At 66.1% G+C, this 26,069-nt stretch carries 23 protein-coding genes; 4 read left to right on the top strand and 19 right to left on the bottom strand.

Annotated elements, in window-relative coordinates:
• Positions 1–2: 2 nt before the first annotated feature.
• From hpaI to KI242_RS17610, 8 genes are all read right to left on the bottom strand, one after another.
• Complete coding sequence (gene hpaI, locus KI242_RS17645; RefSeq protein WP_077934239.1) at positions 3–803, bottom strand: 4-hydroxy-2-oxoheptanedioate aldolase; 801 nt, start codon at positions 801–803, stop codon at positions 3–5.
• 10 nt (positions 804–813) lie between these two features.
• Positions 814–1,617 (bottom strand): 2-oxo-hept-4-ene-1,7-dioate hydratase, encoded by an 804-nt coding sequence (gene hpaH / locus KI242_RS17640; RefSeq protein ID WP_077934238.1) that lies wholly within the window; start codon positions 1,615–1,617, stop codon positions 814–816.
• 2 nt (positions 1,618–1,619) lie between these two features.
• Positions 1,620–2,927, bottom strand: coding sequence for an MFS transporter (locus KI242_RS17635; protein WP_011061657.1), 1,308 nt, complete (start codon positions 2,925–2,927; stop codon positions 1,620–1,622).
• Between the two features lie 135 nt (positions 2,928–3,062).
• Positions 3,063–3,452, bottom strand: a complete 390-nt coding sequence (locus KI242_RS17630; protein WP_210458581.1) for a 5-carboxymethyl-2-hydroxymuconate Delta-isomerase — start codon at positions 3,450–3,452, stop codon at positions 3,063–3,065.
• Between the two features lie 65 nt (positions 3,453–3,517).
• The gene (hpaD, locus tag KI242_RS17625) at positions 3,518–4,375 is read right to left on the bottom strand and encodes a 3,4-dihydroxyphenylacetate 2,3-dioxygenase (RefSeq protein ID WP_212805393.1); all 858 of its coding nucleotides are present in this window, start codon (positions 4,373–4,375) and stop codon (positions 3,518–3,520) included.
• 54 nt (positions 4,376–4,429) lie between these two features.
• The gene (hpaE, locus tag KI242_RS17620) at positions 4,430–5,890 is read right to left on the bottom strand and encodes a 5-carboxymethyl-2-hydroxymuconate semialdehyde dehydrogenase (RefSeq protein ID WP_011061654.1); all 1,461 of its coding nucleotides are present in this window, start codon (positions 5,888–5,890) and stop codon (positions 4,430–4,432) included.
• Positions 5,891–6,691: a fumarylacetoacetate hydrolase family protein gene (locus KI242_RS17615; protein WP_019095470.1), complete on the bottom strand. Its 801-nt coding sequence runs from the start codon at positions 6,689–6,691 to the stop codon at positions 5,891–5,893.
• Positions 6,692–6,700: 9 nt separating this feature from the next.
• A complete protein-coding gene (locus KI242_RS17610) occupies positions 6,701–7,360 on the bottom strand; it encodes a fumarylacetoacetate hydrolase family protein (protein WP_053158921.1) in 660 nt (219 codons plus the stop codon).
• Between the two features lie 197 nt (positions 7,361–7,557).
• On the opposite strand from KI242_RS17610, the gene hpaA reads away from it, so the two are divergent.
• Positions 7,558–8,487, top strand: a complete 930-nt coding sequence (hpaA, locus tag KI242_RS17605; protein WP_174395181.1) for a 4-hydroxyphenylacetate catabolism regulatory protein HpaA — start codon at positions 7,558–7,560, stop codon at positions 8,485–8,487.
• 114 nt (positions 8,488–8,601) lie between these two features.
• Positions 8,602–9,693 (top strand): DUF1176 domain-containing protein, encoded by a 1,092-nt coding sequence (locus tag KI242_RS17600; protein WP_174395180.1) that lies wholly within the window; start codon positions 8,602–8,604, stop codon positions 9,691–9,693.
• Between the two features lie 9 nt (positions 9,694–9,702).
• On the opposite strand, the gene KI242_RS17595 is transcribed toward KI242_RS17600, so the two are convergent.
• The 5 genes from KI242_RS17595 to KI242_RS17575 are packed head-to-tail and all read right to left on the bottom strand — an operon-like array spanning position 9,703 to position 15,670.
• Positions 9,703–11,364: a GMC family oxidoreductase N-terminal domain-containing protein gene (locus KI242_RS17595; protein ID WP_053151964.1), complete on the bottom strand. Its 1,662-nt coding sequence runs from the start codon at positions 11,362–11,364 to the stop codon at positions 9,703–9,705.
• Between the two features lie 35 nt (positions 11,365–11,399).
• The gene (locus tag KI242_RS17590) at positions 11,400–12,701 is read right to left on the bottom strand and encodes a carbohydrate porin (RefSeq protein WP_053158915.1); all 1,302 of its coding nucleotides are present in this window, start codon (positions 12,699–12,701) and stop codon (positions 11,400–11,402) included.
• Between the two features lie 56 nt (positions 12,702–12,757).
• Positions 12,758–13,822: a 2,3-butanediol dehydrogenase gene (locus KI242_RS17585; RefSeq protein ID WP_123473604.1), complete on the bottom strand. Its 1,065-nt coding sequence runs from the start codon at positions 13,820–13,822 to the stop codon at positions 12,758–12,760.
• Complete coding sequence (locus KI242_RS17580) at positions 13,822–15,102, bottom strand: MFS transporter (RefSeq protein WP_065364199.1); 1,281 nt, start codon at positions 15,100–15,102, stop codon at positions 13,822–13,824. Before KI242_RS17580 ends, KI242_RS17585 begins: the two co-directional genes overlap by 1 nt.
• 34 nt (positions 15,103–15,136) lie before the next feature.
• Positions 15,137–15,670: a 2,4'-dihydroxyacetophenone dioxygenase family protein gene (locus KI242_RS17575; RefSeq protein WP_011061645.1), complete on the bottom strand. Its 534-nt coding sequence runs from the start codon at positions 15,668–15,670 to the stop codon at positions 15,137–15,139.
• Between the two features lie 326 nt (positions 15,671–15,996).
• Here KI242_RS17575 and KI242_RS17570 point away from each other — a divergent pair, with 326 nt between their 5' ends.
• A complete protein-coding gene (locus KI242_RS17570; RefSeq protein ID WP_212805392.1) occupies positions 15,997–17,043 on the top strand; it encodes a helix-turn-helix domain-containing protein in 1,047 nt (348 codons plus the stop codon).
• A 168-nt stretch (positions 17,044–17,211) separates the two neighbouring features.
• Here KI242_RS17570 and KI242_RS17565 read toward each other — a convergent pair whose 3' ends face one another.
• The 6 genes from KI242_RS17565 to hpaB form a co-directional block, all read right to left on the bottom strand.
• Positions 17,212–18,333 (bottom strand): class II histone deacetylase, encoded by a 1,122-nt coding sequence (locus KI242_RS17565; RefSeq protein ID WP_212805391.1) that lies wholly within the window; start codon positions 18,331–18,333, stop codon positions 17,212–17,214.
• A gap of 89 nt (positions 18,334–18,422) precedes the next feature.
• The gene (locus KI242_RS17560) at positions 18,423–19,586 is read right to left on the bottom strand and encodes an MFS transporter (RefSeq protein ID WP_212805390.1); all 1,164 of its coding nucleotides are present in this window, start codon (positions 19,584–19,586) and stop codon (positions 18,423–18,425) included.
• A 24-nt stretch (positions 19,587–19,610) separates the two neighbouring features.
• The gene (locus KI242_RS17555) at positions 19,611–20,483 is read right to left on the bottom strand and encodes a transporter (protein WP_212805389.1); all 873 of its coding nucleotides are present in this window, start codon (positions 20,481–20,483) and stop codon (positions 19,611–19,613) included.
• Positions 20,484–20,618: 135 nt separating this feature from the next.
• Positions 20,619–21,596: a helix-turn-helix transcriptional regulator gene (locus KI242_RS17550; protein WP_015635862.1), complete on the bottom strand. Its 978-nt coding sequence runs from the start codon at positions 21,594–21,596 to the stop codon at positions 20,619–20,621.
• A 203-nt stretch (positions 21,597–21,799) separates the two neighbouring features.
• Positions 21,800–22,312 (bottom strand): 4-hydroxyphenylacetate 3-monooxygenase, reductase component, encoded by a 513-nt coding sequence (gene hpaC / locus KI242_RS17545; protein ID WP_011061639.1) that lies wholly within the window; start codon positions 22,310–22,312, stop codon positions 21,800–21,802.
• A 141-nt stretch (positions 22,313–22,453) separates the two neighbouring features.
• Entirely contained in the window at positions 22,454–24,016 is a 1,563-nt protein-coding gene (gene hpaB, locus KI242_RS17540; RefSeq protein ID WP_015635861.1) for a 4-hydroxyphenylacetate 3-monooxygenase, oxygenase component, read from the bottom strand.
• A 379-nt stretch (positions 24,017–24,395) separates the two neighbouring features.
• Here hpaB and KI242_RS17535 point away from each other — a divergent pair, with 379 nt between their 5' ends.
• Positions 24,396–26,021: a methyl-accepting chemotaxis protein gene (locus KI242_RS17535; RefSeq protein WP_183000367.1), complete on the top strand. Its 1,626-nt coding sequence runs from the start codon at positions 24,396–24,398 to the stop codon at positions 26,019–26,021.
• Positions 26,022–26,069: the final 48 nt, after the last annotated feature.

Raw genomic sequence — 26,069 nt, 5'->3', positions numbered from 1 at the left:
CGTCAGTAAACCCCACCCTCGCTGGTGGGGGCGTCCAGGGTTTTGTACTGGCCGGCCAGGCTCTGCAGGCCCTTCATCAGGACGGTGGTATCCACGCCCACCGCGACAAAATTTGCCCCCAACTCGATGCAACGCCGCGCCAGTCGCTGATCGGCACTGAGAATCCCTGCGGCCTTGCCCGCCCGACGAATCCGCACGATGGCGTCTTCAATCGCGGCCACCACGTCCGGGTGCCCGGGGTTGCCGCGCTGGCCCATGGCCGCCGACAGATCCGCCGGGCCGATAAACACCCCGTCGACCCCGTCCACCGCGAGAATCTCATCCAGGTTGCGCAGGCCTTCGAGGTTCTCGATCTGCACCAGCAGGCACATCTGCTCGTCCGCCTGTTCCAGGTAGCCGGCGATGCTGTTCCAGCGCGACGCCCGGGCCAGGGCGCTGCCTACGCCACGAACCCCCAGTGGCGGATAGCGCATGGCGCGCACCAGCTGGCGTGCCTGCTCGGCGCTTTCCACCATGGGGATCAACAGGGTCTGGGCGCCGATGTCCAGCAATTGCTTGATCAGCGCGGTATCGCCAATGGGCGGGCGGATAATGCCTTGGGCTGGGTAAGGGGCAATGGCCTGCAACTGCGCCAGCAGGCTGCGCAGATCGTTGGGCGCGTGTTCGCCGTCCAGCAGCAGCCAGTCAAAACCGGCGTTGGCCGCCAGCTCGGCACAGTAGCCGTCCGCCAGGCCCAGCCACAGCCCGATCTGTGGCTCGCTGTGTTGCAGGCGTTGCTTGAACAGGTTCTGCGGCATGTGCATGTGCTTCTCCTCAGACGAAACGGCAGGCAATGCTGCCCAACTGATCGTAGTCCACGTGGAATACATCCCCGGGCCGCGCCGCCACCGGCCGAGTGAAGGAGCCGCCAAGAATGATCTGCCCGGCCTCCAGGCCGACGTCGTAGGCCGCGAGCTTGTTGGCCAGCCAGGCCACGCCCTTGGCCGGGTGGTTGAGCACCGCGGCAGAGACCCCGGACTCCTCGATCACGCCATTGCGGTAGAGCACCGCCGGCACCTTGCGCAAGTCCACGTCCCCTGGACGCACGGCGCGGCCACCCATCACCACCCCGGCGTTGGCGGCATTGTCCGAGATGGTGTCGAAGACCTTGCGGGTGGCCTGGGTCTGCGGGTCCACCTGCTGGATGCGCGCATCGATGATCTCCAGCGCCGGGATCACCCAGTCGGTGGCGTCCAGCACATCGAACAGGGTGCAGTGGGGCCCCTTGAGCGGCTTGCCGAGGATGAACGCCAGTTCCACCTCGACCCGGGGCACGATGAAGTGCTGGAAGGGAATGTCGCTGCCTTCGTCGAACAGCATGTCGTCCAGCAGGGCGCCGAAATCCGGCTCGGTGATGTTCGAGGAAACCTGCATGGCCCGTGAGGTCAGGCCAATCTTGTGGCCCACCAGCTTGCGCCCGTCGCGGATTTTCTGTTCCACCCAGCTGCGCTGGATGGCGTAGGCATCTTCGATGCTGATAGCGGGGTATTGCAGGGACAGCTGGCCGATCTGTTCACGGCTGCGCTCGGCGGCGTTGAGGCGCGCGGCGGCTTCCTGGATATCCGAGGGGCTGAGCATGGTTATTTCTCCCGAGGGTTGACGATATGAGCCGGCACCTGGAGCACCAGCCAGGCGCCGCAGGCAATCAGCAGGGCCAGGGCGTAGAGGGCCAGGCTGGCGCTTTGGGTGGCGTCGCGCACCACGCCGATCAGGTAAGGGGCAAGGAACGCGGCGACGCTGCCGAAGGAACTGATCAGGGCGATACCCGCGGCCTGGGTGCTGCTGGCGAGAAAGGCCGGCGGCAGTTGCCAGAACATCGGCAAGGCGGCGCTGGCGCCCATGCCCGCCACCAGCAGGCCGAACATCACCAGCCAGGGGTTGTCCGGGGCCAGCCCGGTGAGGATCAGCCCCAGGCTGGACATCAGCAGCGGCACCCCCAGGTGCCAGCGGCGTTCGCGCAGGCGGTCCGAGGAGCGGCCGACGCCGAGCATGAACAGGCAGCCTGCCAGGTAGGGCAGGGCACTGAGCAGGCCGACATTGCTGTCCCGGGCGATGCCGGCGTGGTGGATCAGGGTCGGCATCCAGAAGGCGATGGTGTTCACCGCCAGCATCACCGCGAAGTAGATGCACACCAGCAACCAGACGTGGCGGTCCCTGAGGATGCCGCTGAAACGGGTGATGGACTTGTGCTGTTCTTCCTGTTGCAGGGCCTGCAGCAGCCAGGTCTTCTGCGCCGGGGTCAGCCAGCCCACCTGTTCGATGCTTTCCGGCAGGGCCTTGAGCACCACCAGGCCCAGCAGCACCACCGGCAGGCCTTCGATGAGGAACATCCACTGCCAGCCGCGCAGGCCGCCGAAGTCGTGGAAGCTCTCCAGGATCCACCCGGAGAGGGGGCCGCCAATGACTCCGGCCATGGGCACGGCGATGGCGAACAGGGCGGTGACCTGGCCGCGGCGGCTGGCCGGGAACCAGCGGTTGAGCAGCACCAGGATGCCGGGGAAGAAGCCCGCCTCGGCGACCCCCAGCAGAAAGCGCAAAACATAGAAGCCCCAGGCGCTGTCCACCAGCATCAGGGCGCTGGACAGCAGGCCCCAGACCAGCATCAGGAAGGCGATCCAGCGCCGTGGGCCGACCCGGTCCAGGGCCAGGTTGCTGGGCACCCCGAACAGCGCGTAGGCGACGAAGAACAGCCCGGCACCCAGGCCGTAGACGCTGTCGCTGAAGCCCAGGTCCTGGGTCATCTGCAGCTTGGCGAAACCGATGTTGATGCGGTCCAGGTGAGCAAAGATGTAGCAGACGAACAACAGCGGCATCAGCCGCCAGGTGATCTTGCGATAGCAGTCATCGACCTCGGCGACCGGCGCCGTGGCAAGGGTTGAGTGGGGCATGGCAATGATCTCGTTATTGTTCTTGTGTGGGTGGCCGGCCTGCAGGAGCCGGCTTGCCGGCGAAGGCGGATCCGGGGCTGGCACAAGGCCTGAGGGCCGCTTCGCTGGCGAGCCGGTTCCTACCGGCGGCTACCCTCAGGCTTGTCCGCGCAGGAACTCGTGCACGTTGTTGTGCTTGAAGTTCAGCTCGGCATCCAGCTCGCTCATTTCGAACGACAGGGCCAAGAGGCGCTGGCCCTGAAGCTCGGCGAAGTGCGCCTTGATGATCTCGAACAGGCCCTCGGCGACCTGGCGTCGTGTGGCCAGGTCGCGGCCGGCTCCCACTTGCAGGCGCATGTGGACGAAGGCGTAGTCGTGCTTGCCGTCGGCCATGCGCCAGGTGTCCAGGCGCACCCCGCGGCTGCGAATGCCGCCCAGGGGGAACACGCCAGTGGCGCCCAGGTAGTCATGGACCTTTTCGAACAGCCCCGGCAGGTCGGCGGCCTGTTCGATGTTGTCGGTGTATTCAGTGATGAAATGCGGCATGGGGAACTCCTTCGCAAGTGGCCGGCGGGAACCCGGCCGCTTGCGAGTCAGGGTGGCAGCTGGGCCTAGACAGGGAAGATGGCGTTGATCTGGCCGGTGCCGGAGCTGCCGAACAGCGGAGTGACGATCTCCGCTGGGCGGTTGTATTCAGGCCCGCCCAACAGCCCCAGGAGCATGGCCGTATCGTGCATTCCGCCCTCGCCATGACAGCTGCTGGCGTAGTCCGGGAGCATGGCGCAGAACTCGCGGAAGCGGCCCTGCTGCCACAGCTCCACCACCCGCTGGTCCACCTGCTTGTCGAACTCCCGGGTCCAGTTGTGGATGTTGGCCTCGGCCTCGCGGTCGTTGGAGAAACGGTGGGAGAGGGAACCCGACGCCAGCACCAGGACCTTGCGATCGCTCTTCTCGATGGCCCGGCGCACCGCGGCGCCAAAGGTGAAGCTGTCTTCGAGGCGGTGCCAGGCGCACCAGGCGGCGATGGACACCACCTTCAAGTGCTCGGCAGCGGGCACGTCCATGTGCATGTAGCGCATGGGCACCAGGGTGCCGTACTCCAGTTCCAGACTGGGAATGTTGTGGGCCAGGGTGCGCACGTCGGCGGCATTGGCCTCGGCGGCGATCAGCTCACCCAGCTCCGTGCTGCCCTGGTAGTCGTAGGTCATGTTCTTGATGAAGTGCGGCAGCTCGTTGCTGGTGTAGGTGCCGTTGAACGCCTCGCCGCAGTTGATGTGGTACCCGCTGTTGACCAGCCAGTGCACATCGAACACCACCGCGGTGTCGGCCCCCAGCTCCCGGGCCCGGCGGGCGATCTCCTTGTGCCCGGCAATGGCCGCCTCACGGCAGCCGTGGTGTTTGCCCGGCAGTTCGGACAGGTACATCGATGGTACGTGGCAGACCTTGGCGGCCATGACGACTTCGCCCATGGTGCTTCTCCTGAAACATCTTCTTGTTGGGGTGATCCGGGACGGTTCTGAACCTTACACGCCCCAGCGCGGTATGTGGTGGCTGCCCATGGAGAGGCAGACGTTCTTGATCTCGGCAAAGACCTCGAAGCTGTATTCGCCGCCTTCGCGACCGGTGCCCGATCCCTTGATGCCGCCGAAGGGCTGACGCAGGTCGCGCACGTTCTGGCTGTTGATGAACACCATGCCGGCCTCGATGCCACGGGCCAGGCGATGGGCCTTGCCGATGTCCTGGGTCCAGATGTAGGAGGCCAGGCCGTACTCGGTGTCGTTGGCCAGTTGCAGGGCCTGGGCCTCGTCCTTGAACGGGATCAGGCACACCACCGGGCCGAAGATCTCTTCCTGGGCGATGCGCATCTGGTTGTCCACGTCGGCGAACACCGTGGGCTGGATGAACTGCCCGCGGGCCAGGTGCGCCGGCAGGTTGGCCGGTCGTTCCAGGCCGCCGGCCAGCAGGGTCGCGCCTTCTTCCAGGCCGATGCGGATATAGCCGGTGACCTTGTCGTAGTGGGCCTGGGTGATCATCGAGCCGACCTGGGTCTTGGGGTCCTGCGGGTCACCGACGATCAGGCGCCTGGCCCGGGCGGCGAACTCCTTGACGAACTGCGGGTAGACGCTTTCCTGGATGAAGATCCGGCTGCCGGCGGTGCAGCGCTCGCCGTTCAGGGAAAAGATGGTGAACAGCGCGGCGTCCAGGGCCCGTTCCAGGTCGGCGTCCTCGAAGATCAGCACCGGCGACTTGCCGCCCAGTTCCATGGAGTACTTCTTCAGGCCCGCGGTCTGCATGATCTTCTTGCCGGTGGCGGTGCCGCCGGTGAAGGAAATCGCCCGCACGTCCGGGTGGCGCACCAGGGCATCACCGGCGGTGGCGCCGTAGCCCTGGACGATGTTCAGCACCCCGGCGGGAATCCCGGCTTCCACCGCCAGCCGGCCCAGCTCATTGGCGGTCAGTGGCGACAGTTCGCTCATTTTCAGCACCGCGGTGTTGCCCAGGGCCAGGCAGGGCGCGGTCTTCCAGGTGGCGGTCATGAACGGCACGTTCCATGGCGACACCAAGGCGCAGACGCCCACCGGCTGGTACAGGGTGTAGTTGAGCATCTGGTCGTCCACCGGATAGCTGTGGCCATCCATGCGGGTGCAGACCTCGGCGAAGAAATCGAAGTTGTGGGAGGCCCGGGGAATCAGCACGTTGCGGGTCTGGTGGATCGGCAGGCCGGTGTCCAGGGTTTCCAGCTCCGCCAGGTGCGGCACGTTCTCTTCGATCAGCGCACCCAGGCGGCGCATCAGCCGGGCGCGCACCGATGCCGGGGTATTGGCCCATTTCGGAAAGGCGTCCTTGGCCGCCGCTACCGCCTGGGCGATTTCCTCGGCGCCGCCGCTGGCCACCTCGCCAATGGCTTCACCGGTCGCGGGGTTGTAGTTGGTGAACACTTCGCGGCTTTCGACTTCGCGGCCGTTGATCCAGTGCTTGATCATTTATGCGTGCTCCTTGGCCACGGCAGTGGGCTCCGGGTGGGCGTGATGGGTGAAGAATTCGCTTTCGCTGACGATGCGGTTGACCAGCCGGCCGATGCCTTCGATTTCCACCACCACCTCATCGCCGGGCACCACGTCGGACAGGCCTTCGGGGGTGCCGGTGGCGATCATGTCCCCCGGTTGCAGGGTCATGAAGCCGGACAGGTATTCGATCAGGTAGGGGATGTCGAAGATCATGTCGGCGGTGCTGCCTTGCTGGCGCAACTCGCCGTTGACCCAGGTGCGCAGGGTCAGGTTGTTGGGTTCGGGTACCTGCGCCGCGTCGATGATCCACGGGCCTACCGGGGTGGTGGCATCGCGGTTCTTCACCCGCAGGTTGGGCCGGTAGTAGTTCTCCAGATAGTCGCGGATCGCATAGTCGTTGCACAGGGTGTAGCCGGCCAGGTAGTCCAGGGCATCCTCGCGCTTGACGTTGCGCGCGGTCTTGCCGATCACCGCCACCAGCTCGCACTCGTAGTGCATGTAGGCGACGTTGTCCGGGCGCCAGGTCACCTGTTTGTGGCCGGTGTAGGTGCCGGGAGACTTGATGAACACCAGCGGTTCGGTGGGCGGCTTGAAGGCCAGCTCGGCGGCGTGGTCGGCATAGTTCAGGCCCAGGGCGAACATGGTCCCGGTGGCCGGCGGCAGCCACTGCACCTGGTCTTCGGCCAGGACCCGGCCGTCTTCCAGTTGCAGGGTGTTGGGGCCGGTGACCAGGGCCTGGTGGACCTGGCCCTGATAACGAATGCGTGCATGTTTCATGTCGGTTCCTTATTCGGCCACGATGGTGTTGGCGAGGCGGCCCAGGCCGCTGATCTGCACTTCGACCCGATCGCCGGGGCGTACATCGACCCGGCCTTCCGGAGTGCCGGTGATCAGCACGTCACCGGGGTGCAGGGTCATGAACTCGCTGATCTCGGCAATCAGCTGGGGAATGCTGCGCACCAGGTTGGCGGTGCTGTTGTGCTGCACCCGCTCGCCGTTGACCCACAGCTCCAGGCTCAGGGCATGGGGGTCGGCCACCTCGGCGGCCGGTACCAGTTCCGGGCCCAGGGCGCAGAAGCCGTCCCGGCACTTGGCCTTGACCGCGGGGCGGTAGTAGCTGTCTTCCGGCAGGCTGAATTCGTTGACGATGGTGTAGCCGGCCACGTGTTCCAGGGCGTCTTCCAGGCGCACCCGGCTGGCGCGCTTGCCGATCACCACGCCCAGGGCCGGGCCGGGCTGCAGGCGCTCCACACCCTGGGGAAACACCACCGGCGCCTCATGGCTGTTGCGGGTGTTGGGGGTCTTGATGAACAGCACCGGCTTCACCGGCGGCTTCTGGTAGGGCGGCTGGGTGAAGCTCTGCAGATGGCTCTGCAGCAGCCCCTGGTAGTTCAGCGCAACGCCGAACAGGGTGCCGCCGGCGTGATCGTTCAGTGCACGGCTCATCGGGCTCTCCTGGTGTCCGTACCCGTAGCGGCTTGCCGCTGGCGGGTCGATTTCGTTAATGTGTTAACGTTATATTTAATATGTTAACGATCGTCAAGCGATGGACTGCCCGCTTCCATCCCGCAGTGGCGGGCAAGCCGCGAATCACGCAGGATGCGCAGGGTCCGCGTGGATCAAAATAAAAACAGAAGGGCGCCATGAACCCACGCCAACCGATTCCCAACATCAACATCGGCCAGGTCTACGACCAGCGTTACGCCGATGCCCAGGTGCACTACGACAAGCTCAGCAACCTGGCCGGCTTCTTCGGTCGCAACATGCCGGTGCATCGCCACGACCGTTTCTTCCAGGTGCATTACGTGCAGAGCGGCGCGGTGCGGGTCTACCTCGACGATCAGCAGTATCTGGAGTCGGGGCCGATGTTCTTCCTGACCCCGCCGACCATTCCCCACGCCTTCGTCACCGAGGCCGACAGCGAAGGCCATGTGCTGACCGTGCGCCAGCAACTGGTGTGGGAGTTGATCGGCGCCGACCCGGCACTGGCCCCGGCGCCCCAGGTGCCGCCGGTGTGCGTGGCCCTGGCGCGCCTGGGGCCGCAGTTCGCCGGCGAAGTACGACGCCTGGAGGGCCTGTTCCATGAATTGCAGCGGGAGATTGCCGGGCAGGGCCCGGGGCGCGAGCCGGCGCTGGAAGCCCTGACCCGGCTGCTGATGATCAGCCTGCTGCGGTTGTCGGCCAACTCCCTGACGGCGCGCCCGGCACGCCATGAAGACCTGCAGATCTTCCACCGCTTCAACGAGCTGATCGAGGCCCGCTACCTGGAGCACTGGCCCCTGGGCCGCTACGCCAGCAGCCTGGGAGTGACCGAGGCGCGCCTCAATGATGTCTGCCGGCGCATCGCCGACCTGCCGTCCAAGCGCCTGGTGCATGAACGGGTGATGCAGGAGTCCAAGCGCCTGCTGCTGTTCACCGGCAGCTCGATCAACGAAATCTGCTACCAGCTGGGCTTCAAGGATCCGGCCTATTTCAGCCGGTTTTTCCAGCGTTACGCCAAGACCGCGCCGGGGGAATACCGCTTGCGCCAGGGGCAGGCGCCTGTCCCTGGCGCAAATGCGCCGGGTGCCTGATCGCTGGGGCAGGGCTGATGCCATGGAGCCGCCCCCAGACAACTGACCCTGGCGGTATTCGCCGCCTGGCGGGCGTGGCAGAATCCGCGCCTTTGCCCGACAAGGAGCGTCGTCATGCTGCGTACCGTTGTGTTGCCCCTGCTGGTGCTTGGCGCCTTGCCGTGCCTGGCCCGGGAGCTGCCGGAGCTGACGCCGCTGTGGTTGCAACAGGAGGGCTGGATCGGCGCGTGCGACAACCGCCGCGACTGCCAACTGCTCTACGCGCCGAACATCGATTTTGCCGAGCGGGTCAACCACCTGACCCTGAAAATCCGCAGCCAGGCCGGCCCCGAAGGCCTGTTGCAACTGCAACTGGAGCACCAGGGCGCACCATTGGAACTCGGTGCATTGCGCCTGGATGGCCAGCCGCTGGAGCCCGGCTTGCTGGCGGCGCTGGTCCAGGAAGTGGAAGCCCCCGACAGCACCCGTGAACAACAGTACTACCGGGTTGATGACCAGCCCCTGGCCCGGCAATGGCTGGCGCGGCTGCGGGCCGGGCAGGTGCTGGAACTGCCGGGAGAGGAGCCGGCCCAGGTGCTGCTCAAGGGGTTGCCGGACTTGCTGCAACAGGTGGACCAGGTGCAGCAGCGCCAGGGCACGGTCAGCGCCCTGGCCGCGCCCGGCGAACAGCCGGCCAGCGCGGTGCCCGGGTTGCAGCCGGCCGCGGCATTGCGCCCCTATCCCGGGGTGAAGCCCCTCGGCGCCCGAGAGCGCACCGGGCTGCTGGCGGCGGTGCGCAAAACCTTGCCGCCGGCAAAGACCGAAGACGCCGACGGCTACGTCATGCCACCGAGGATCGAGGTCTATCCGCTGACCGCGCAGCGGGCGCTGGTCTTCGAGTTCTCCGATTGCGGTGCCTACATCTGCCTGTTCGATATCAGCAGCCGCTCGCGCACGGCGCCCTATGCGCTGCAGCCCCTGCAGATGCAGGCGTTGCCGGCCGGCAGCGTCGACCATGCCGGGGGCCTCAACTATTACCCCGAGACCGGCGAGCTCAGCAGTTTCCTCATGGGCCGCGGGATAGGCGACTGCGGTGAAATGGCCAGTTGGCACTTCGATGGCCAGGCCTTCCAGCTCACCGATTATCGGCGCATGCCCACCTGCAGCGGCCTGGGCTACGAAGACTGGCCGGTGCTCTGGAGCGCCGAGGCACCCAAGCGCCCCTGAGCCCCGGCATCAGGTGCAAGCTTCGCCTTGAAGCACGTTGCTCGGTTGCGCCGGTGCCGTGCCCAGCACCAGGTCCGCGGCCTTTTCGCCGATCATGATTGCCGCCGCATTGGTGTTGCCGGTGATCAGGCTCGGCATGATCGAGGCGTCCGCCACCCGCAGCCCCTGGAGGCCGTGGACCCGCAACTGGTCGTCCACCACCGCCAGTTCGTCGTGGCCCATCTTGCAGCTGCCCACAGGGTGAAACACCGTGCCCAGGTGCTGGCGGATCCATTGCTCGATCTGCTCCTGGCTCTGCACCTGCGGCCCGGGTACCAGCTCACCCTTGAGGCGTTGGGAGAAGGCCCGGGTCGCTGCCAGCTGGCGCACCAGGCGCAAGCCGGCCACCAGCTTGCGCAGGTCTTCGGGGTGGCTGAGGAAGTTGGCGTCGATCAGCGGCTTGTCGTGCGGGTCGGCGGAATTCAGGCGCACCCGGCCTCGGCTCTGCGGGTGCATCACCGCCACATGCAGGCTGATGCCGTGGCCCACGGGGATCAGGCGCTGGGGCTGGTTCTTAAGGGCCGGGGCGACGATCAGCCCCAGTTCCGGCACCGGGTCCTCGGGCGCAAGGCGCAGGAAGGCTCCGGACTCGACGGTATTGGAGGTCAGCGGGCCCTGGCGCCGGGTCAGGTACTGCCAGGGTGAGCGGGCCAGGGGCAGCAGGCCCTTGGCGGAAATGCCGTAGCCCAGTTCGGGGTCGCTGCGGTACATCAGCACGATGTCCTGGTGATCCTGCAGGTTGAGCCCGACCCCTGGCAGCGGGTGGCGGGAAACGATCCCGTGGCGCGCAAGCTCCTCGGCCGGGCCGATGCCGGACAGCAACAGCAGTTGCGGCGAGTTGATCGCCCCGGCGCACAGGATCACTTCCCGACGTGCCAGCAGTTGCCAGACCCGGCCGTCCTGGCTGATTTCCACACCGCTGGCACGAGTGCCTTGCAGCAACACCCGGTGGGTCAGGGTGCTGCTCAGTACCGTCAGGTTCTGCCGGTGCAGGATCGGGTGCAGGAAGGCCCGTGCCGCGCTGCAGCGCTCGCCGTTGATCTGGGTGACATGGAAGGGCCCGAAGCCTTCCTGCTCCGGGCCATTGAAGTCCGGATTGTAGCTCCAGCCCAGCTCGGTGGCGGCCTGGTAGAACACCTGATTGACCGGGCTCGGGCTGCGCTGCTCGGCGACGTTGAGCTCGCCGTGCTGGCCGTGCCACGGCGAGGTGCCGGGTTCGAAATGCTCCGAGCGCTTGAAGTAGGGCAGCAGTTCGTCATGGCTCCAGCCCTGGTTGCCGGCGGCGGCCCAGCGGTCGAAGTCCAGGCGATGGCCGCGGATATAGATCATGCCGTTGATCGCGCTGGAGCCGCCCCAGACCCGGCCCCGGGGGCAGGGGATCGGCACGTCGCCACTGCTGGCCTGTGGGCTGAACTGGTGCATCCAGTTCCAGCGCGGGTTGGCGATCAGGCGGATGATCCCCGCCGGGGTACGCACATAGGCGGCGGGCAGCAAGGTGCGGTCACTGGGCCCGGCTTCGATCAGGCACACCTGGACCTTGGGATCGGCGGACAGTCGGTTGGCCAGCACGCAACCGGCGGAACCGGCGCCCACCACGATGTAGTCGAAGGTCTGCGTGGTTGTTTCACTCATCGGAGGTACCTCGTTGGCAGTCACAGAAATCCATCTCAGAGCCCCAGCAGCGAGCCGACGTCGAGGGTCACTTGCAGGCCGACGACAAAGCCGTTGCCGCTCAGCTCGCGGGCTTCGGGGTTGTAGAAGTTGTCCGGGTTGACCAGGTACTGGATGCTGGGCTCCAGGGCCAGTTGCCGGGTCAGGGCGATATGGGCGTTGGCTTCCAGTGCGTAGACATTGCGTTCGCCCAGGCGCGGGTCGCCGCCGTTGGCGATGCGGGCCTGCTGCTGGAAGCGCAGCTGGTGGTCGTTGAGGCGCAGGTAGCTGGCCTTGAGGTTGAGCTTGTCCTGGGGCCGGTCGAAGGGCGCGAGGTAGGTCAGCCCGGCCTCGGCGAACTGGCTGAAGGGCTGCTTGTCATCGGCCGCCGCCGACAGCGAACCGAACAGCAGCAGGGCCTGGGGCGCACTGCCGGTACCGGCGTCGGCACGCCACAGTGCCTGCTGGAACTTGAAGAAGGCACCGCCGGTGCCGAAGTCCATGGCCCCGGTCAGCGGGTCCACCTGCTTGGAGGTGTTGTAGTAGCCATTGAGCTCGTAGTGGGAGCTGTAGGCATCGCGGTTCTGGCTGCCGATGCCCAGCAGCAGGCTGGTGCCGCTGGCGTCGTCGGTACTGAAATCCAGGCCCTTGCGCTCCTTCAGGTAGTCCACCGGGTTGGACTCGAAGGCGCCGCCATGCACGTACCACTGGGGCGTCAGCTGGTATTTCAGGTAGCCGCCCCAGCTGCCGTAGGGTGGCGGCAGGATGCCGGTGGAAGAGTCGATGATCGGGTCGTTGCAGGTCACCGTGCTTTCGCAGTTGTAGATATAGAAGTAGCGCCGGGCGTTGGTCCGCCCCAGGCTCAGGTCGACCCGGCCGTCGAGCCAGGTCTGCTGGTAGGTCAGCAGGCTCAACTGGTTGCTGGTGAGGTCGTTGTGGATCGGCGCGCCGCCGAAGTAGCTGCCGGCGGCGCCCTGCCAGTTGCGCGAGGTGGGCACGCCGGTCTCGTGGTCGAGGATGAACAGCGTCTGCTCGAAGTGCAGGGCTGCGCCGTCGAGGCCGGCGAAGGTCCCCAGATCGATATCGGCACCGACGAACAGGTCGCCGCTGTTGCCGAAACTGTGGGGTCGGGGGCCCGTGTCCAGGTTCTTCATGGCCAGGCTGAGGAACTGGACATGGGGCGTTATGCCACGGTCGGCCAGGTAGTCCCCCAGGTCGGACAGCGGGCCGGTACGCGGCGTGGGCGGCGTCTGGGCAAGGCAATCAAGGGGCAGCAGCAAGGCGGCCAGCAGCGGGCACAGCGCATAGGTTGCATTCATGTCGGGTACTCGATTCTTGTTGTTTTTGTCTTGAGTGTCGGTTGCACATTGTTTGTTCAGGCATCGGCCAGGGCCGGGGTCGGGTTGACCAGCACCTTGATCTGGCTCTTGTCTTGCAACAGCGCCTGGAAGCCTTGCTCCACCGCCTGTTCCAGGGCCAGGCAGCGGGTGACCGCCCGGCTCAGGTCCAGGCGCCCGCTGGCCAGCAGCTGGATCAGTTCGGGGTAGACGTGGCGGTAGCCGACGCTGCCGAGCAGGCGCAACTCGTTGTTCACCAGGTGGAAGGCATCGAACTGCACGTCGCCCATCAAGCCCACCAGCACCGCTTCGCCGCCCTTGCGCAGGCAGTGCAGGGCATGGCTCAGGGTCTGCTGGCTACCGGCGGCCTCAAAGGCGCTGTCGATACCACCGGCGCTCAGTTGCCGCAGGCGTGCCTGCAGTTGCGGGTCGGCGCCGTCCAGGGCCTCAGAGGCGCCGAACTCCAGGGCCAGGCGCCGGCGCTCGGGGTCCAGGTCCACGGCGTAGATCCGTTCCACCCCTCGCAACCGTGCCAGTAGCACCAGCAGCAGGCCGATGGGCCCCAGGCCGAACACCGCGCAACTGTCGCCGGCCATCAGGCTGCTCTGGTTCAAGGCGTGGTAGGCCACCGCTGCCGGCTCCAGCACGGCCGCCTGTTTGAAGCTGACGCTGTCCGGCAGCAGGTGCAGCATGTAGGCCGGTACCACCGCCTGTTCGGCAAAGCCGCCGTCGCCCATCAGGCCGATAAAGCCCATGGATTCACAGAGGTTGTACTGGCCCATCTGGCAGTACGAGCACTCGCCGCAGCGGTATTCGGGTTCCACCGCCACCCGCTGGCCCAATAGCCGTGCATCCACGCCCTGGCCCAGGGCTACTACCTGGCCGCAGAACTCGTGGCCCAGGGTCAGCGGCGCCCGGCAACCGGACAGTGGGTGAACTACCTGCTGAGGTATGGAGTGAGGGCCGTCGGCGTACTCATGCAGGTCGCTGCCGCAGATGCCGCAGTAGGCGACTTGCAGCAGCACCTCGCCGGGGCCGGGCTGGCGCGGTTCCAACTGAGTCAGGCGCAGGTCGCGGGCGGCATGCCATTGCAGTGCTTTGATCATGGGTTTCCTCCCAGGCTCGGGCTGGGTGCAGGGTGGGGGCCGGGGTGCCGGCGTTGTTGGCGGGCCAGTACCGCGGGGGCGGTTTCCTTGAGGAACAGGGCCAGCACGGCGGCCAGCAATGCGCCGCCGCAGGACATCCACATGACGATCGACAGGCCGAAGCGGTCGGCGGCGAAGCCGGCAATGGTCGGAGCGATGAAGCCGCCCACCAGCTCGCCGATACCCATGATCATGCCCAGGGCCGTGGCCATGACTTCGCGGGGCACGGTTTCCGCGGGGATGGTGGCCATGAACAGGGTGAAGCAGCCCAGGCCGGTGTAGGTCAGCAGCATCAGCACCCCGAGCATCCAGGGCGACGAGGCGTAGAGCAGGGCGATGGGACAGCAAGCGGCAATCAGCGAGAACAGCACCAGGGTCGGGCGCCGGCCGAGGCGGTCGGAGATTGCCGGCACGCCGAAGCCCCAGAGCACCCAGGCGCCTCCCAGGCAGCTCATCACCGTGCCCATGCTGGCCGGGCTGTAGTCGCGAACCTTGACCAGGAAGGTCGGGGTGAAGGAAATCAGGATGATGAACCAGGTCAGGAACACGCAGCTGATGAGGGTGCAGAGCACGATGTTGCGGCTCTTGAGCAGGGCCAGGCGATGGCTGCCACCCGGGCTGGACGGGGTGTGCGCTCGCGGTTCGTGTCGCGGTGGGTCGGGCTGCACGTAGCGCCAGATCAGCAGGGCGATCAGTAGCCCGGGAATCAGCGAAATGATGAAGGCGTGGCGCCAGCCGTAGGCTTCGGCCAGGGCGATCAGCACCGGCGGGCCGATCACCGCGCCCAACAGGCCCGCCGCCGACCCTTGCAGCAGGCCCATGTTCAGGCCCCGGCGATGGGGCGAGGAGGCTTCCACCATCAGCGATTGGGAGAGCGGCAGGATCGGCCCCTCGGCCAGCCCCATGATGGCGCGGAACAGCAAAAGGCTGAGAAAGCCGGTGACCAGCCCGGACAGCGCCGAGCACAGGGAAAACAGGATCACCGCGACGATCAGCAACGGCTTGCGCACGCCCCGGCGGTCCGACCAGGCACCCACCAGGGCCCCGGACACCGCCCAGGCCAGGGCCAGGATCGACGACAGCATGCCCAGGTGGCTGTTGCTCAGTTGCAACTCGTCAGCCATGAAGGGGAACAGGAAGGACAGCGCCAGACGATCGAAAAAGACGAAACCGAAGGTCAGGAACAGCACCCCCAGCAAGGTGTTCTCGTAACCGGCCTTGTTGTTTTTATAAGCCATGGTGGTTCTCCGAAGGAGGCGTGGGCAGCGCCGGTCAGCGGAACAGGGTGTCGATATGGGCGGCGCCCAGGCCGATCTTTTCGTAGTGGGCGCGGCACATGGCGATGTAGGAGTGCACGTCGAAGTAGCCGTCGGGCTCGCCCTGTTCGTCGAGCCAGATCAGCGGGCCCTTGACGATGAAGAACACCCGCATCGGCTGCTCATGCTCATAGGCCACCAGGGTGTGGCCTTCGCCCGGGGTCTCGTAGACGAAGTCCCCGGCGGTGGCGGTCCACTCGTGCTCCAGGTAGCCCCATTTGCCGGACAGGGTGTAGGCGAAGACTTCGTGGGGGTGGTAGTGGCGGTTCACCAGCCCGGCGCTGCGGGCCAGGAGAATGTCGCACCAGCGGTTTTCGCTGGGGGAGATCCACAGTGGCCGTGAGGACACGGTCTCGGTGAAGGGCACGTACAGGCTCAGGTCGTCGCTGGCGGCGTCGGGCAGGTAGACCTCCGGCTTGGCGTCGGGCTTGAAGCAGTTGGCGATCGGTTGCAGGTCTTTCCAGAATTCACGGTGGGCGGCTTCGGGCATGCTGGGCCTCGGTTGTTGTTATGGGAGGAGCCTGGGCAGCCGGGCAGGGCGGCCATGGGGGTACGGCGCAGACTTTAGGTCGGGAGCGGGGCAAGGGTTTGCACGGATCGGACTGGTTGTTTGTCTGTTTCGGACGGCTTTTTTCCTACGGCCGATAGAGAGCCGATGACGCACTCAAAGCGACCGGGCCCCACTGCGTTTCAAGTTGACAGGCTATATAGTTCAGATGTTAATGAATGGCCGCAGCCCGCAGTGCCTGCGGCCCCAGGTGTCCGGACACTGCCTTGCCGTCCGGGGAACATCCCGCCGCCATGAGAAGAACAACAATGTCTCCATGCGCCTTGCTCGAAACCCGGCATGCCAGCACCCAGGCCGTCGACCTGGACCAACGCCTGGCCTTCTGGGAGGACTACAACGCCAGCACCCTGGTGGGGCTCAAGTGCAACTCCTACGCCGAGGGCGGTTTCGCCGCCAGCCAGGACAACCTGCAATTGAGCGCCATGCGCCTGGCCCGCATCGTCGGCAACGAACACGTGGTGGAGCGCGACACCTCGATGATCCGCGGCGTGCCCAAGGAGTCGATCTTCGTGTCCCTGGTCACCGGCAGCGGTTCGTTCTTCTACCAGGATGGCGCCTGCCAGGTGCTGGAGCCGGGGGAGCTGGTGGTCTACCGCACCGATAAGCCCTATCTGTTCGGCTTTTCCGGGGCCATGCGCCAGTTCATCTTCGACATTCCCCAGCAGCAGTTCGCCGAGCGCTGCCTGAAACGCTTCGACCGGCCTTTGCGGATCAGCGTCGAAAGCGGGGTCCAGCGCCTGTTGCTGCGCACCCTGGGCGAACGTACCCGGGGCTTTTTCCAGCAACCCCTGTGCGCCGAGGCCGAGGCTTATCAGGAGCAGGCCTTCGAGCTTCTGGCCAGCATCATTGCCGGGCAGGTGGGGGAACGGCCAATCAACGCCCTGAGCGCCTCCTACCTGCTGGCGGCCAAGCAATGCATCCATGAACAGCTGGCCGACCCGACCCTGAGCTGCGAGCGGGTGGCGGCCCAGACCGGCATTTCCACCCGGCACCTGGCCCGGCTGTTCGCCCTGGAAGAAACGCTACCCAGCCGCTTCATCCTGGAAAAACGCCTGCAACAGGCCCGTCAATTGCTGTGCAGCAGCCAGGGAGCGGGCCTGGATATCAGCGAGATCGCCTACCGGCACGGCTTTGCCAGCCAGGCGCATTTTGCCCGGGCCTTCAAGAGCCGCTTCCAGCAAACTCCCAGTGAGGCACGCGCCCTGGGGTTAGCCGCAACCCTGGCAAGCCCGGCAGCCGAAAGCGTCGGTCACGCCTGTGGCGACAATCTCCGGGGCCTGGAGCAAGGCAACTGACCCACCCGGGCCACACTGTTGCAGCAAGTAGCCCAGGGGAGCGGGGGAAGGATGGCCGGTTGGGCAGAGCGGCGTTCCGCTGGCTGGAGCCCGGGCTCCGGGGAACGCCGTTGGTGGATGCCGCCGCTCGGGTGGCGGGGCTTGCTCGTTCCGGCACCAGAGCGGGGGTCAGCGCCCGGCAGCCTCCATGGCTTGGGCTTGAAGGTCGAGCAACTGGCGTTGAAAGGTCACGAATGGCTCCTTGGGCTGTTGCAGGCGTACGAACTCCAGCATCGGGTCGGCGACGGCGGTGCGGATACCCGACAGCGCCTCCAGGGTGGCCAGCCCGCAAAACGGTACGTAGGCCTCGGAGTAGCCGCCTTCATGCACCAGCACTAGGCGCCCTCGGCACAGGCGCTCGGCAGCATCCTTCAGGCACTGGGTCATCTCGCGGAACGAGTCACTGTGCAGCAGCATCCGCGCCAGGGGGTCCACGGCGTTGGCGTCATAGCCACAGGCGACAATGATCAGTTCCGGCTCGAAGCGCTCCAGGGCCGGTATCACGATGCGCTGCATGGCGTACAGGTAGGCGTCGTGGCCACTGCCCGGCAGCAGCGGGATATTGATGTTGCAGCCCAGGCCGGCGCCGCGCCCGCGGTCCTGTTCACCGCCATAGCCCGGAGGGAAGCAACCGTCCTGGTGCAGGGACAGGGTCAGCACGTCGGCCCGCTCCTCGAAGATCGACTGGGTGCCGTTGCCGTGGTGCACGTCCCAGTCGATGACCGCTACCTTGCCCAGTCCATGACGGGCCTTGGCGGCCTCGATGGCGATGGCGATGTTGGCCAGGAAACAGAAGCCCATGGCCTGGTCGCGGGTGCAGTGGTGTCCCGGTGGACGGGACAGGGAATAGGCGTTATCGGCTTCGCCGCTGAGCACGGCGTCCACGGCGGCCATGGCCAGCCCGGCGGACAGCTGGGCGATTTCATAGCTGCCCGGGCCCACCGGCGCCTCGTCGCCGAGGTGACCGCCACCGGCGTCGCTCAAGGCCTTGAAACGCTGCAGGTAGGCAGCACTGTGGACCCGCAGCATGTCGTCTTCGGTGGCCGCTGCGGCGCTGCGCAGGTGCAACTGTCGGGTCAGGCCGGAGACATCCATCAGGCTTTTCAAACGGCGTTTGGTTTCCGGTGATTCGGCGTGCCCGGCGGCGGCTGGCGGCTGTACCCAGCCCCCCACCGGCAGGGTCAGGACGTGGGGGCCGCCGCTGTGCCACAGGCTGAGTTCGTCGAAGAAAAACGCGCTTTTACAGGTCATGGTGATATCCATTTTTCAGGGTGGAATTTACAACGCGACAGCGGCTGGCCCAGGCCCTCGGTGCCAGGGGCATCAGGGCACCGAGAGCGTTAGCGTGCAGGCCGGCAACTGAGTACCAGGGCCATGGACAGCAGGGTGATTGCGGCGCCCGCCAGCAGCAGCCCGCGGAAGCCGCCGCTGCCTTCGATCAGCCGCCCGGCGATGGTCGGGCCTATGGCCAGGCCGGCGCTGATCACCAGGTTGGAGGCGTTCATCAGGCGGCCGCTGCGGTCCATTTCGGCCATGCGCGCGAGGATCAGCGGCAGGATGAAGGTCCAGGTGAACTTGAACACCAGCGCCGCCAGGGCAAAGCGCGCCAGTTGCGGCTGGCCCAGAAGCAGCAGCACCGAGCCGGCCATCAGGCCGTAGCCCAGCAGGAGCAGGGCGCTACGGGGCAGGCGATCGCCGAACAGGGTGGCGCACAGGGCGCCGGCAATGCCCATCAGGGTGGCGATGGCCAGCACGTCGCCGCTGGTCTGTGCCGAAAGGCCGGACTGGCCACCGATGGTGCCGATGAAGGTCCAGACCCCGCTGAGGCTGATGTAGAAGGTCAGGATGCCGAGAATCCCCAGGGTGGCCTTGGCCCTGGAAACCGGCGGGGCCTTGGCTTCATGGCTGGCGGCCTTCGCCGCGCCCGCTGGAAAGCTGCGAGCCAGGGGCAGGCACAGCAGCATCAGCAGCGCCATGATCAGGTAGCAGGCACCCAGGCCGAAGCGCTCGAAGAGCATGGGCAGCAGGCTCAGGCCGATGGCCCCCAGCACCAGCTGGCCCATCACCCAGAAGCCGTAGGCGCGACTGGGGTTGGGGCTGGCGGCGGCGCTGGCCAGGCAGATGATCATCAGCGAGCCGCCGGCCAGGGCACTGCACGAGCGTGCGATCAGCAGCAGCGAATAGTCATTGGCGAGCATCGACAGCAGGTTGGCGAGGATGAACAGCAGGGCGCTGCACAGCGCCGCGCGGCGCCAGTCGATGTGTTTCAGCCACCAGATGGCGGGCAGCGTGGCCAGGCTCATGGCCCCCAGCTCGGCGGAAAACAGGTCGCCGATCTGGGAGGGGCTCAGTTGCCACTGGCTGGCCAGTTGTGCGGCAATGGCCGGGGCCGTCAGCAGCACCGCGGGGGTGATGGCGGCGAACAGCACGATGGCCGCCTGGAGCCCGAGGGGCTGGCGGGTGATCGGCGGATTCTGGCTCAAGGCGGGGTTCTGGGTGTTCATGGACAGGCTCCTAAGGCAAGGGGGTCAGAACACATGGACCAGGCGCAGCAGGGCGTCGGTGCCGGCAAAGCCGTTCTGGGTGGCGACGTTCTGCGACAGGCCGAACATCAGCTGGTTCTGCTTGTCCAGCCAGTGGCCGAGCTCGAACCCGACCTGGGTGTAGCGCTTGTGGGTGTCGTCGATGCGCCGGTCGTTGATCCGCAGTTCGCCGCCATCGGCGTGGATCAGGCGCAGGGCACCATAGGTGGCGGGGGTGAAGTCGTAAGAGGCGAAGGCCTGCAGGCGGTAGAGCGGGTCCTGCTTGAGGTCGCTGCCGAAGTAGTCGTCGTTGGTGCCATAGAGCTGGGCTTCCAGGTTGGCCTCCAGCACCCACTTTTCCCCCAGGCCCTGGGTGTAGTTGTAGACAAAGGTCGCGCCCCAGCGGTTGGCCCCGGGGGAGACGTCGGGGTTGCGCCCGTGGTACTCGCCCACGGGCAGCGTGATCAGGGTCAGCAGGCCGCTGTAGGTGCGGGTTTGCGGCTGGTTGATGAAGAACAGCGTGCCGCCCACCTGGGGGTCGCCAACGCCGCTTTCGCCGGTGTGGCGTTCGGCGCCGGGCAGGCGCGCGTCGATATCGGCGAAGGGCACGATGAACTGCGGGGTACAGAGGGTGCCGCACAGGTCGCTGAAGAACACTTGGCGGTAGGCCATGGCATTGACTCGCAGCTCGGCCTTGCCCGTGCTGTCGGCCGGGCCGTGGAAATCACCGGCGCGGGTGGCGGGCAGGTACAGCACGCCCAGGCTGGTGCCCGCTGGGGCGGCGAAGAAGTCCCGGGCATTGAGGTCGGCGGCGTTCAGTGAAAGGCTGGCCAGGGTAGCCGTCAGGGCCAGGGTGATGCGGGGCACGGGCGTGGTCATGGGCGGTGCGTCTCTTGTTGGAGTTGTTGTTCGGCGAACGGCTCGCCGGCACACGGCAGGGGCTGGAAAAAGGGCAAAGGCTGCCCGTGGCCGTCACATTCGACGGCACTGATCAAGGGTGGTCAGGGGGCGGAATCAGCCGGGAGGGGCATGCAGCAACTGGGCGATGCGGGCCTTGTCCTTGACCCCGAGCTTGCTGTAGATGGCCCGAATGTGATGGCGCACGGTGTTGGGCGACATGCCCAGGTCCCGGGCCACTTCCTTGTAGGTCTTGCCTTCGCCGAAGCACTGGGCGACGGCATTTTCCCGTGGGCTGAGCCGGGGCAGCAGGTTGCGGCTGCGGGCCGCCAGGAGGCAGAGGTCGCCTACCGCTGAGGATTCCACCTGCAGGGACTTGCCTTCGAAGCCGACGGGGTCCAGCGCCATGGGCAGTTGCGGGCCGCTCCACTGCGGCCATTCATGCAGCAGCAGGTCGACGAAGCCGCGTTCGGCGCATTGCAGCACGCCGCGCTGGTCGCACACGGCCAGGGCCAGGTTGCGCGGGCCGGTGAGTTTCTCGCGCATGGCCACCAGGGTGCGGATCTGGTTGGCCGACACTGCGGCCACCAGGTGCAGCATCAGGTTGTTCAGCAGGTGGCAGTCGCCCTGGTTGAAGCGCGGCGCTCCCGGGGCGCGGTACAGCGCCAGGTGATTGTTCAGGTGGGTGTGGGGGTCGATGTGCACCACGCACAGCAGTTCGCCGATGTTGTACTGGCGGCCCAGCCAGTTGAGGCCGGGGCCGTTGTCCGGATCGGCCATGTCGACGATCACCGCCCGGCCCGGCACCTCATGGACCCGGCTCACCGTGACATCGATGTGGCGGATCGATTGCCAGTCCGGCAGGTAGCTCGGTGGCAGGCGGTACAGGTAGCAGCTGTGTTCATCCGGCAGGCCATCCACCAGTGCGGCACGGCCCCACCAGGCGCTGTCGAAGGGCAGGAGCCTGCTGATGCGCGCCAGTGCATGCTGGTGCAGGTTTTCGATGTCCCTGTTCTGCGCCAGTTGCTGCAGTTCAAGGGTCAGTTCGCTAAAGGCCTGCAACAGGCTGGCCGGGGCACGCTCGGGGTGGTTCATGGGTCTGTACCTCTGTGCGACGTTGTTATTGTTTTCGTCACGGAAGGGGTTTGGGACCGGTACGTCAGGGGACGTGGGCAGGGCCTGGTTCGAGTATCGATGGCTTGGAAGAGCCGCGCCATCCTACAGATGCAGGAGGTGGCCCTTGGCCCGGATGCCGGCGGGCATCCAGGCGCGGGAAGTGACGGCCAGGAGGGAAGGGTTCAGGCCGCCCGGCAAGGGTGGGCCAGGCGATGGAAGCAACGGCTGAAGTACACCAGTGAGTCGCCGTGCTCCAGCACGCCGATTTCATCCAGTTCCACCAGCATTACCGAGTGTGTGCCGATTTCCTGGACCTCGGTGATGCGCCCCTGCAGGCTGGCCAGGGCGCCCTCCAGCACCGGCAGGGCCTGCAGGCCGTCGCGCCAGGGGTGCAGGCCGAAGCGCTGGTCCATGGCCACGCCGGTCATGCCGGCAAAGTGCCGGGCCACTTCTTCGTGTTCGCCGCTGAGGACGTTGACGCACAACCGCCCGTTGCCCTTAAACACTGGGTTCAGGGCGCTGTTGCGGTTGACGCAGACCATCAGTGTTGGCGGGCTGTCGGTGACCGAGCAGACCGCTGTGGCGGTGATACCGCAGCGGCCGGCGGGGCCGTTGCTGGTGATGACGTTGACCGCTGCGGTCATGTGCGCCATGGCGTTGCGAAAGGCGAGTTGCTTGGGATCGAGTACAGACATGACGAATTCCTCGTGGACGCAGGGCATTGCGCTGCAGGAGCCGGCTTGCCGACGAAGGGGCCTGGGCCTTGTGGCGTTCTGGCGGGCGTTTTCGCTGGCAAGCCAGCGCCTGCACAAGCCCGCTCCTGCATGTGGCGTGGGCTATTGGCGGATGCGGTCCAGCATGTTGATGTCATCCGGGTTGCTCAGGTGCGGCACGGTCCAGCCGTCGAGGTCGTAGTCCCCCAGGCACTTGTCCACCAGGTCGGTCATGGCTTTCATTGAGCCGCTGGCCTGGGCGTGGCGCAGGCACTGCATGCGGATCTCGTCCTGGCTGCCGGCGTAGTTGATCTCGTACAACTCGTGGCGGCCGCCGAATTCGGTGCCGATGGCGTCCCACAGAAGCTTGAGGATCTTGATCCGCTCCTCGTGGCCCATGCCCCCGGAGCCCCGGCAGTAGGTGCCGAGGTACTGGTTGAGCACCGGGTCCTTGAGGTCGCGGGAGCCGGAGGGCAGGTAGATCAGGCCGCTGGCCACCACCTGCTCGATGATCTTCTTGATGTCGGTGTAGGCCTGGGGCGCCAGCACCCGGTAAGCCTGCAGCGCCTGGGTGCTGGGCAAGTAGACACCGTTCATCCATTCACTGGCGTTGCCATGCATGGCGTCGGTCAGGGACCAGAACAGGTTGCGCCAGGCCACCACTTCGCCAACCTGCGCCTGGACCCCGCGAAACTCCAGGGAACCGGTGCATTGCAGGGCCTTGACCAGCAGGCCAGTGATGAAATCCAGCTTGACCGCCAGCCGGGTGCAGCCCTGCATCGGGAACAGGCGGCCGAACCCGCCCTGGGGGAACCATTGGCGGCAGCGCTCGAAATCGCGGTAGATCAGCACGTTTTCCCAGGGGATGAACACCTTGTCCATGATCAGGATCGCGTCGTTCTCGTCGAAGCGGCTGGACAGCGGGTAGTCGAAGGGCGAGCCGGTCATGCCGGCCTGCAGTTCATAGGAAGGGCGGCAGATCAGCTTCATGCCCCGGGTGTTCATCGGCGCGATGAACATCAGGGCGAAATCGGTGTTGTCCCCCAGCAACTGGGCCGAGCCCTGGCCGACGAAGTTGTAGTGGGTCAGGGCCGAGTTGGTGGCCACCACCTTGGCGCCGCTGACGATGATCCCGCCCTCGACTTCCTCGTCCACCGAGATGAACACGTCCTTGACCTGATCCACCGGTTTGTCGCGGTCGATGGGTGGGTTGACGATGGCGTGGTTGAGGTAGAGGCAGGCTTCCTGGATGCGCTTGTACCAGGTGCGGGCGTTGTCTGCGAAGCGCCCGTAGAACTCCGGGTTGGCCCCCAGGGCGCTGCCGAAGGCGGCCTTGTAGTCGGGGCTGCGGCCCATCCAGCCATAGGTCAGGCGCGACCAGTCGGCGATGGCGTCGCGCTGCTGGCGCAGTTCATCGGGGCTTTTCGCCGAACGGAAGAACTTGTGGGTGTAGCCGCCGTTGCCGGTGTCGGTGTCCCAGCACAGTTGCTCCTTGGTGGCCGGGTCGTGCAGGGCGTCGTACAGGCGGGCCATGGAGGCCGCGGAGTTGCGGAAGGCCGGGTGGGTGGTGACGTCCTTGACCCGGTCGCCATAGATGTAGATTTCACGGTCGTCGCGCAGGCTGGCCAGGTATTCGGCACCGGTCAGCGGGCGGTCGGTTGCGGCACGAAAGTCTTCAGGTTTCATATCCAGTCTCAGCGTTGTTTTTATTGACTGGGGCCATGATGGGCAGCCGCGGGAATGGACTAAATGGCTTTTCCGGCGAATGAATTGCACTTTTCATAGGGAGGCGGGTGGCCGGAGCGAGGGTCGAAAACGGTGGCTGAGGACGATGCTGGAGCGCTTTATCGATTCACTTCGCGTTGTGTTGTATCAGCAGTGATACACCGGTCACATTCAGAAATATTTTTAACAATCAGCCATATGAAAGCTCAAGTTCGGCCGATATCTCTGACAGGCCCGCGGACTTCCAACAGCGCGGCGCCCCACGTCGGCACAGCCCCTGATGCGCCGACGGCTCAACGGCATGGATGCCCGTCGCCCGTTCTCCCTCGAGAGTCGTCCTATGTCCTTGCGTAACCTGAATATCGCCCCTCGTGCTTTCCTCGGTTTTGCCTTCATTGCCTTGCTGGTCGTGGTGCTGGGGGTGTTTGCGGTCAATCGCATGGCGGTGATCCGCGAAGCCTCGATGGACATGGAAAGCAACCAGCTGCCCAGTGTCGGCTTTCTCGGCAACCTCACCGAGAACGTGCTGCGCCTGCGGATTCTTTCCTTCCGTGTGCTGGTGAACCGCGAGCCGGCAGGCCTGGCAGAAGCCCAGACGCGCATCGGCGTGCTGGTGGACAACGCCAGAAAGGCCCAGGCCAGCTATGCGGCCTTGCCGGCGGGGCCGCAGGAGGCTGCGTTGTACAAGACCTTCGCTACGACCCTGGACAACTACCTGCAGGCGCAGAACGAGATGCTCGAACTGTCGCGCCAGAACAAGCTGGATGAAATGCGCAGCCTGATCAATTCGCGGATCAAGGAAGGCACAGACCAGATGGGCGAGCAGTTGAACCAACTGATCGCGATCAACGCTGCTGATGCCACGAGCGCTTCCAAGGCTGCCGGCGAGCACTACAGCAGCGCCATCGCCGGGATTGTGGCGGTGGCTGTGCTTGCCGCGCTGCTGACCATTGTTCTGGCGCTGTTGCTCACCCGCAGCATCGTCACCCCCCTGAACAGGGCCCTGAATGCCGCTCAGGTGATCGCCGGCGGCAACCTGCGCCAGGCCATCGAGGTCGATGGCAAGGACGAGCCGGCGCGGCTGCTGCAGGCCCTGGCCGAGATGCAGGCCAGCCTGCGCCGCACCATCGAGCAGATCGCCGGCTCGGCGACCCAGCTGGCCTCGGCCTCGGAAGAACTCAGCGCGGTCACTGAAGAGGCTTCCCGCGGCTTGCAGCAGCAGAACAACGAGATCGAACAGGCGGCCACCGCGGTCAACGAAATGACCGCCGCGGTGGAGGAGGTGGCGCGCAACGCGGTGTCCACTTCCGAGGCTTCCCGGCAGTCGACCCAGGCCGCTCGCGAAGGTCGCGACCGGGTGGTGGAAACCGTGGACGCGATCCAGACCATGACCCACGATGTGCAGAGCACCTCGGTGATGATCGAAGGCCTGGCGACCCAGGGCCGGGATATCGGCAAGGTGCTGGACGTGATCCGCGCCATCGCCGAGCAGACCAACCTGCTGGCCCTCAACGCGGCCATCGAGGCGGCTCGTGCTGGTGAGGCCGGGCGCGGCTTTGCGGTGGTGGCCGACGAGGTGCGGGCCCTGGCCCATCGGACCGCCCAGTCGACCCAGGAAATCGAGAAGATGGTGGCCGGCATCCAGAACGGCACGGGCGACGCGGTGGAGTCGATGCAGCAGAGCAACCAGCGTACCCAGAGCACCCTGGAACTGGCCCGTGCCGCGGGCGTGGCCCTGGAGCAGATTGCCGAATCCATCAACCAGATCAACGAGCGCAACCTGGTGATCGCCAGCGCCTCGGAAGAGCAGGCGCAGGTGTCCCGCGAGGTGGACCGCAACCTGGTGAACATCCGCGACCTGGCCACCCAGTCGGCGGCCGGGGCCAACCAGACCAGCGCCGCCAGCCATGAGTTGTCGCGCCTGGCGGTGGACCTGAACGCTCTGGTGGCGCGTTTTGTGATCTAAGCGTCCAACGGCGCTGGCGCTCGCTCGACGAGTGCCGCGCCAGCACCT

The organism is Pseudomonas sp. Eqa60 (genome assembly GCF_018326405.1).
GTDB lineage: Bacteria > Pseudomonadota > Gammaproteobacteria > Pseudomonadales > Pseudomonadaceae > Aquipseudomonas > Aquipseudomonas protegens.
The sequence above is the reverse complement of the archived record's forward strand: the minus strand, read 5'-3'. Positions and strand labels throughout refer to the sequence as shown.